Annotated in this window: 6 protein-coding genes; 3 read left to right on the plus strand and 3 right to left on the minus strand. The window is 66.9% G+C overall.

What is annotated here, in order from left to right; translation table 11 throughout:
* Positions 1-52: 52 nt before the first annotated feature.
* A complete protein-coding gene (locus ACWGCN_RS35615) occupies positions 53-1,282 on the minus strand; it encodes a cytochrome P450 family protein (RefSeq protein WP_452529189.1) in 1,230 nt (409 codons plus the stop codon).
* 207 nt (positions 1,283-1,489) lie between these two features.
* On the minus strand, positions 1,490-1,813 hold the full coding sequence (locus ACWGCN_RS35620; protein WP_452457298.1) for a hypothetical protein: 324 nt from the start codon (positions 1,811-1,813) through the stop codon (positions 1,490-1,492).
* Between the two features lie 171 nt (positions 1,814-1,984).
* Between ACWGCN_RS35620 and ACWGCN_RS35625 the strand changes: the two genes are divergently transcribed.
* Complete coding sequence (locus ACWGCN_RS35625) at positions 1,985-2,782, plus strand: SAM-dependent methyltransferase (RefSeq protein ID WP_379316621.1); 798 nt, start codon at positions 1,985-1,987, stop codon at positions 2,780-2,782.
* Positions 2,783-2,961: 179 nt separating this feature from the next.
* Entirely contained in the window at positions 2,962-4,032 is a 1,071-nt protein-coding gene (locus ACWGCN_RS35630; RefSeq protein WP_452457299.1) for an alpha/beta fold hydrolase, read from the plus strand.
* Between the two features lie 57 nt (positions 4,033-4,089).
* Here the strand turns inward: ACWGCN_RS35630 and ACWGCN_RS35635 are convergent, their stop codons facing one another.
* Positions 4,090-4,716 (minus strand): TetR family transcriptional regulator, encoded by a 627-nt coding sequence (locus ACWGCN_RS35635; RefSeq protein WP_378989799.1) that lies wholly within the window; start codon positions 4,714-4,716, stop codon positions 4,090-4,092.
* Positions 4,717-4,822: 106 nt separating this feature from the next.
* Between ACWGCN_RS35635 and ACWGCN_RS35640 the strand changes: the two genes are divergently transcribed.
* Positions 4,823-6,745: an acyl-CoA dehydrogenase family protein gene (locus ACWGCN_RS35640; RefSeq protein ID WP_452457300.1), complete on the plus strand. Its 1,923-nt coding sequence runs from the start codon at positions 4,823-4,825 to the stop codon at positions 6,743-6,745.
* The last annotated feature ends 143 nt before the right edge of the window (positions 6,746-6,888 follow it).

Here is a 6,888-nt window from a genome sequence, read left to right on the forward strand (position 1 = left end):
AGCGCCGAACTCGCTCGGCCGACCCGCGCGGGTCGGCCGAGCGAGTTCGGCGCTACGCGCCGTGGATGTAGGCCGGCAGGTGGCGGTGGCCGTTGGAGATGAAGCTGGGCACAGTGCCCAGTTCGGTCACGGGAGCGGCCAGCTTCAGCTCGGTGAACCGCTCGAACAGCGCCGGCAGCGAGACCAGTGCCTCGAGGCGGGCCAGCGGCGCACCGAGGCAGTGGTGCGCGCCGTAGCCGAATGCCATGTGCGACTGCTTCTCGCGCGTGGGATCGAACTCGCCCGCGGTGTCGCCGTGCAGCTTCGGGTCACGCGCGGCCGCGGCGTAGCTCGCCAGAATCGGGTCACCCTTGGCGAACTGGATACCGTCGATGTCGATGTCCTCCACCGCGAAACGCAACGGCAGATGCGCGACCGGTGATTCGAATCGCAGCGTCTCCTCGACCAGATCGGGCCAGGTGATCGTGCCCTCGCGCACGCCCGCGAGCACATCGGGCCGGGTGAGCAGAGCGGTGATGGCCTGATCGAGCAGATTCACGGTGGTCTCGTGACCCGCCGAGATCACCAGCAGCAGCGTGCCGACCAGCTCTTCCTCGGTGAGCTGGCCCTCGTCCTCGTCGCGCTGGACGATCAGCAGACTGGTGATGTCGTCGCCGGGCTGTTCGCGCCGCAACGCCACCAGTTCACCGAGGATCCGGTACATCTCCATGTAGTTGGCCTGCGACTGCTCCGGGGTGAGCGAGGTGTCGAAGATGCCGTCGATGCAGGTGCGCAGGCCGGGGTTCAGCGATTCCGGCACGCCCATCAGCTCCGAGATCACCTGGATCGGCAGCGGGTAGGCGAACTGCTCGCGCAGGTCCACGGTCTGACCGGCCGGGGTGGCTGCCAGCTCGTCGAGCAATTCGGTGGTGATGCGCTCGACCTGTGCGCGCATGGCCTCGGTGCGCCGCGCGGTGAAGGCCGGCGCCACCAGCTTGCGCAGCCTGCGGTGATCGCTGCCGTAGGCGGTGAACATGTTCGGCGCCGAAACCCACAGGTACAGCGGCCAATCCGGGGGGATCTCACCGGCGACGAAGGCGGGCCAGTGCTGGCTCGCGTCCTTGGAGACCCGGGGATCGACGAGCAGTTTCTCCAGCAGCGCGGCGTCGGTGATCGACCATGCCTGCACCCCACCCGGCAGCTCGACCCTGGTGGCGGGACCATGCGACCTGATCTCGAGGTTCTCACCCTGAATGTCTTGCCCAGTCGGGTCCATTACGACCCGATTCGTCACCGTTTCCATTGTGAAACCTCTCGATCACCCGGCGCCTCGCAGACCCCGTCTTCCGAGGTCGCAGCGAAACATCTTGCTGGACTAGCCCTTACGGGCCGTTAGCGATGCTACCGGCCGAACGTCTCTGTCGCAGTGAACACTTGGAATGGGGATCACACAGTGAGATCGAACTATCGGCGCTGCCGGAACGGATACCCACGGACCGGGCTTCCGGTGTCACTTGGGCACGAGAACACCCGTCAGATCGGCTTCCCGAATGGGAGTGTCCGGATCGGCCTGCGCGCCACACATCAGATCGATGGCGGCGACGGACAGGTCGACAGTGTTCGGGTCCGACGTCGCGTTGTCGCCGCGCTCCTGTTCGAGGAACTTGACCACCGTCGTGCGCCGGTCCTCCGGGGACTGGGCGGTGTATTCGCTACACGGTGTGTCACCACCCTGGTTGACCGCCTTCTCCACCTGGTCACAGCCCGTGCCGAGCAGCACGATCGCGGCCGCGGCGAGCACGGTGGCTACAGCATTCCTGCGCAGTGTCGTCATGGAGCGGCTTTACCCGATTCCGGCCGTCGCACGCAGCGGTGAACGTTCACGGATTGACCCGACCGTTTCAGTGCCAATCTTGTACTGTCGCAGCCAGATCAGATGCTATGTCGCTGGTGGTTCTCCCCTGGGTGGGCGCGCCACTGTCAAAGTTGCAGAGGAGCAAGGCTCATGGCCGACGTGCAGACCCCGATGATCAGGACCGATATCCCCCATTCAGCACGGATCTGGAACTACTGGATGGGCGGTAAAGACCACTACGAGATCGACAAGATCGCCGGCGACGCCGGGCTGGCGGTCGACCCCGACATCTCGACCATGGCTGTGCAGTCGCGGCAGTTCCTGATCAGGGCCGTCCGCTTCCTGGCGAAGGAACGCGGCATCAAGCAGTTCCTCGACATCGGCACCGGCCTGCCCACGATGCAGAACACGCACGAGGTCGCCCAGGGCGTCGCCCCGGACGCCAAGGTGGTCTACGTGGACAACGACCCTCTGGTGCTCACCCACGCGCGCGCACTGCTCACCAGCACCACCGACGAAGGCGTCACCACCTACATCGACGCCGACTTCCACGACCCCGAACAGATCGTCGCCGACGCGCGCAATGTGCTGAACTTCAACGAGCCGATCGCGGTGATGTTCATGGGTGTTCTCGGTCACGCCAAAACCTACGACGACCTGCTGCGCATCGTGGGCACCGTGGTCGGCGCAGTACCCTCGGGCAGCCACCTGATCTATTGGGACGGCACCGACGACAGCCAGGCCTACGTCACCCTGTGCGAGAACTACACCGGCACCGGCGGCACACCGTACGTCCCGCGCCCGCAGGCCCAGATCCGCGGTGTCTTCGACGGGCTGGAAGTAGTCGAACCGGGCGTCGTCTCGATCACCCAGTGGCGTCCGGAAACTGCCGAGGTGGGCCAGGTCCTCCCGATCTCGGCGTACGGCGCGGTCGCCCGCAAACCCTGACCCACGCCGCCGTCCGCCACCCCGCGACACGCCCCATCCGAGCCCTGCTCGCATGGGGCGCGGCCGCGCGTGAGCGGTGGATCGCCCGCGGATTCGGAGGAAGCCTCAGGGACAAGATATGGTGATACAGGGAGTTACAGTTAGTTTTCTCCCACCGTCTCGACGTTCCGGAGAATTACATGGGCCCCCTGTCGGTTGCACTGCGCAACGTGGTCGCGCTCTTCAGTGACGGCGTCGAGCCGTACGCGCCGACGCCGTCGGACATCGTCTACGACGAACCGCACCGCAGGCTGCTGCGCTACCGGCGCTCCACCACCCCCGCCACCGGCAATCCCGTGCTGCTCGTGCCGCCGTTGGCGGTGACGATCTCCTGCTACGACATGCGACCCAGCCAGAGCCTGGTGCGATTCCTGCTCGAGCTGGGACGCGAGGTCTATGTGCTCGACTACGGCGAGATCACCTACGCGGACCGCGATCTCGGCTTCGAGGAATGGGTCGACGACATCGTGCCCACCGCGATCGAGGCGGTCAGCGCGGACAACAGCCACTCCCCCGTCGACCTGATCGGCTGGTCCTTCGGCGGCACCATCAGCGTGCTCACCGCCGCCGGGCACGCCGACCTGCCGATCGGTTCGGTCACCGCGGTGGGAACCCCGTTCGATCAGCGCCGCAACGGTCAGATCTCGGTGGCCCGCAAATTCGGGCAGCTCACCGGCGGCCGCGAGGTCACCGTGCCGGTCCGCGTGGCAGGCGGCGTGCCGAAGTACGGGGTGCGGGCGGGTTTCCGCATCCAGTCGATCGACCGCGAACTCACCAAGCCCTGGTACATCGCCCGCAATATCGCCGACACCGAGGCACTGGCCCGCATGCAATCGGTGGACCGGTTCATGGACACCATGCCGGGCTACCCGGGCCGGTTCTATCGTCAGGCCTACCGGCAATTGATCATCCGCAACGAAATGTTCAAGGGCACAGTGCATCTGGGCCCGCATCGCGCGATCGATCTGACGGGACTCACCGCGCCGACGCAGCTGATCGGCGGCACCAAGGACGCGCTGGCCTCGTCGGCGTCGGTCGCGGCAGGCATCGGGGTCCTCACCGGCGCGGCGCGGGTTCGGTTCACCGAGGTCCCGGGAAGCCATCTCGGCATCATCGCGGGCCCCACCGCCCGCGACACCACCTGGGCGACGATCGCGGACTTCCTCGACAGTGTGCGGTTGTCCACCCGCACACCTTCACCCACGCACTGACCCGACGGCCCCGGGGTCGATCGATCGCACCCCCGCGCGCCGCTTACGCCGCGGGCGTCACGCGCTGCGCATGGCGCGGTAGACCGCCGAGCCGACGAACGCACCGAGGTCATCGGGATTCCACTCGTCGCGGTGGGCGAACAGGGTGCGGACCGCGCTTTCGGCGGCCGAGACCCATAACTCCACCAGCGCCGGCAATTTGCGTTCGGCGTCGTCGACTCCCCAGGCCAGCAACGTCGGCCGGAGCAACGCCGTGCAGCGCTCGACTGCCAACTGACGACCACGTCCGAAGGAACCGGCGACGGCGGGATCGGGGTTGCCGTAGATCAGGCGCCAGGCATCGGGGCGCTCGGCCGCCTTGTTGAGCAGGGTGCGGAAACCTTCGACGAACACCGTCTCGTCGGCGTTGGTCGCGCGCGGCGGCAACACGTCGAGCACACCCGAGATCAGAAAACTCTCCTCGCGCTGGATCAGCGCGTCGATCAGCTCGACCCGGTCGGGGAAGCAGGCGTAGATCACCGGGCGGGTGACCTTCATATAGTCGGCGACCGCGCCCATCGTGACCGCGGCGATGCCGTCGTCGGCGGCGATGGCGAGCGCCGCGTCGAGCACCTGCGGTCTGCGCCGCTCGGGGCCGAGGTGCGCGGCCCGCCCTCGCCGCTGCAGTGCCGTCTCGCTACCCATGCGCCCACCATAGCAACCACCTCGGCATTCCTACACTGATGTACGAAAATGCTACAGTGGCGAATGAACCGTCCGACCGTGCTGGACGCCCGCAAGAGGAGCGACGATGCCCCAGGATTTCTTCAACCCGAACACCGCCGACTTCGCGCAGTTCGACCCGCAGACGCGCCGGCTGTTGCGCGCGACGGTCGACTGGTTCGAGAGCCGCGGCAAGACCCAGCTGCTCGACGACGACCGGTCCCGCGTCTGGCCGTCGGACTTCCTCGACTTCGCCAAGAAGGAGCGGCTGTTCGCCACCTTCCTCACCCCGGCGGCCGAGGCAGGCGGTGACCCGGACAAGCGCTGGGACACCGCGCGCAATGCCATGCTGAGCCAGATCTTCGGCTTCTACGGCATGACCTACTGGTACGTCTGGCAGGTCACCATCCTGGGCCTCGGCCCGATCTGGCAGAGCGACAACGCCGTGGCCAAGAAGAAGGCCGCTGCCCAGCTCGACTCCGGGGAGATCTTCGCGTTCGGCCTGTCGGAGAAGGAACACGGCGCCGACGTGTACTCCACCGACATGATCGTCGACCCGCAGCCCGACGGTGGCTACACCGCGACCGGCGGCAAGCACTACATCGGCAACGGCAACCTGGCCTCGATGGTCTCGGTGTTCGGGCGCCGTTCGGACAAGCCGATTATCGACAGCGCCGCGGCACTGCGGGGCAAGCCGACGCAGCAGGATTACGAGGGGTATCTCTTCTTCGTCGCCGACTCCCAGCACGACGCGTACAAGCTGAAGAAGAATGTCGTCAACAGCCAGATCTATGTCGCGGCATTCGATCTCGAGAACTACCCCGTCGCCGAGGAGGACATCCTCCACCGTGGCGAGGACGCGTTCCACGCGGCGATGAACACGGTCAACGTGGGCAAGTTCAACCTCGGCTTCGGTGCGGTCGGCGCCTGTGAGCACTCCTTCTACGAGGCGATCAACCACGCCGAGAACCGGATTCTGTTCGGGCACAGGGTCACCGAGTTCCCCCAGGTGCGGGCGCTGATCACCGATTCCTACGCGCGCATCGCCGCGATGAAGCTCTACAGCGCACGCGCGGTGGACTACATGCGCTCGGCCTCGCCCGATGACCGCCGCTACCTGCTGTTCAACGCCATCGAGAAGATGTCGGTAACCCGTCAGGGCCAGCGCGTGATCGAAGATCTCGCCGACGTGATCGCCGCGCGTGGATTCGAGAACGACATGTACTTCCCGGTCGCAATGACGGCCATGTTCGGCCTGCCGCGACTGGAGGGCACCGTACACGTGAACATGGCGTTGTCGCTGAAGTTCATGGCCAACTACATGTTCCACCCCGCCGACGCCGGTCTGGCCGCGATGCAGTCACTGCCGGGCGCCTCGGTGGCACCCAAGGGAGCCACTCGTGCGGTCGCCGGCGCCCTGACGTGGTCGAGCCGCAAGATCACCCCGCGTCTGGGCGCGGTCGTGAAGCCGTTGCGTGCCGAATTCGCCAGCGCCGCTTACGCTCCGGTGCCCTCCCGTCACGACACCGCCGACGACGAGTTCCTGTTCCGGCAGGGCCCGAGCAGTGGCCTGGGCCGCATTCGCTTCGCGGACTGGCGCCCGGTGTTCGAGAGCTTCCGCGACGTTGCGAATGTGGCGGTGTTCCTCGAGCAGGTTCTCGCGCTGCAGGCGCTGCTCGCGGTCGCCGCCCCGACTTCGTCGCAGCAGAAGGACGTGGACTTCCTGTTCGCATTCGGTGAGCTGTTCACCGCGGTGCCCTACGCGCAGCTGGTGCTGGAGCAGGCGCGCATCGACGACACCGACCGGGCAGTGATCGACCAGATCTTCGACGGCTTCGTGCGGACCTTCTCCGCGAACGCGCTCAACCTGCACAACAAGCCGACCGCCACCCCCACCCAGCAGCGCCGGGCCCTCGACCTGGTTCGCCGGCCTGCCTTCGACGAATCCCGTTTCGAACGGGTACTCGGCAGGGCGCGCGCGCTGGCCGGGACCTACGAGATGAAGGCCTGATCCAGCAACGGGGGTTGGCGCACGCCACACCGCGGCGGCCACCGGGGGCCCGGGGGGCCCGGCGGGGTGTGGGGGGTAGGTGGGGGACGGCGCCCCCACCCCACAAAGGGGGTTGTTGAGCGCCCCCAAGAGCGCCGTCAACC

It is taken from the genome of Nocardia sp. NPDC055050 (assembly GCF_053608345.1).

Coding starts and splice junctions, on each gene's coding strand:
- ACWGCN_RS35615 (WP_452529189.1), bottom strand. CDS start 1,282: ATGGAAACGGTGACGAATCGGGTCGTAATGGACCCGACTGGGCAAGAC.
- ACWGCN_RS35620 (WP_452457298.1), bottom strand. CDS start 1,813: ATGACGACACTGCGCAGGAATGCTGTAGCCACCGTGCTCGCCGCGGCC.
- ACWGCN_RS35625 (WP_379316621.1), top strand. CDS start 1,985: ATGGCCGACGTGCAGACCCCGATGATCAGGACCGATATCCCCCATTCA.
- ACWGCN_RS35630 (WP_452457299.1), top strand. CDS start 2,962: ATGGGCCCCCTGTCGGTTGCACTGCGCAACGTGGTCGCGCTCTTCAGT.
- ACWGCN_RS35635 (WP_378989799.1), bottom strand. CDS start 4,716: ATGGGTAGCGAGACGGCACTGCAGCGGCGAGGGCGGGCCGCGCACCTC.
- ACWGCN_RS35640 (WP_452457300.1), top strand. CDS start 4,823: ATGCCCCAGGATTTCTTCAACCCGAACACCGCCGACTTCGCGCAGTTC.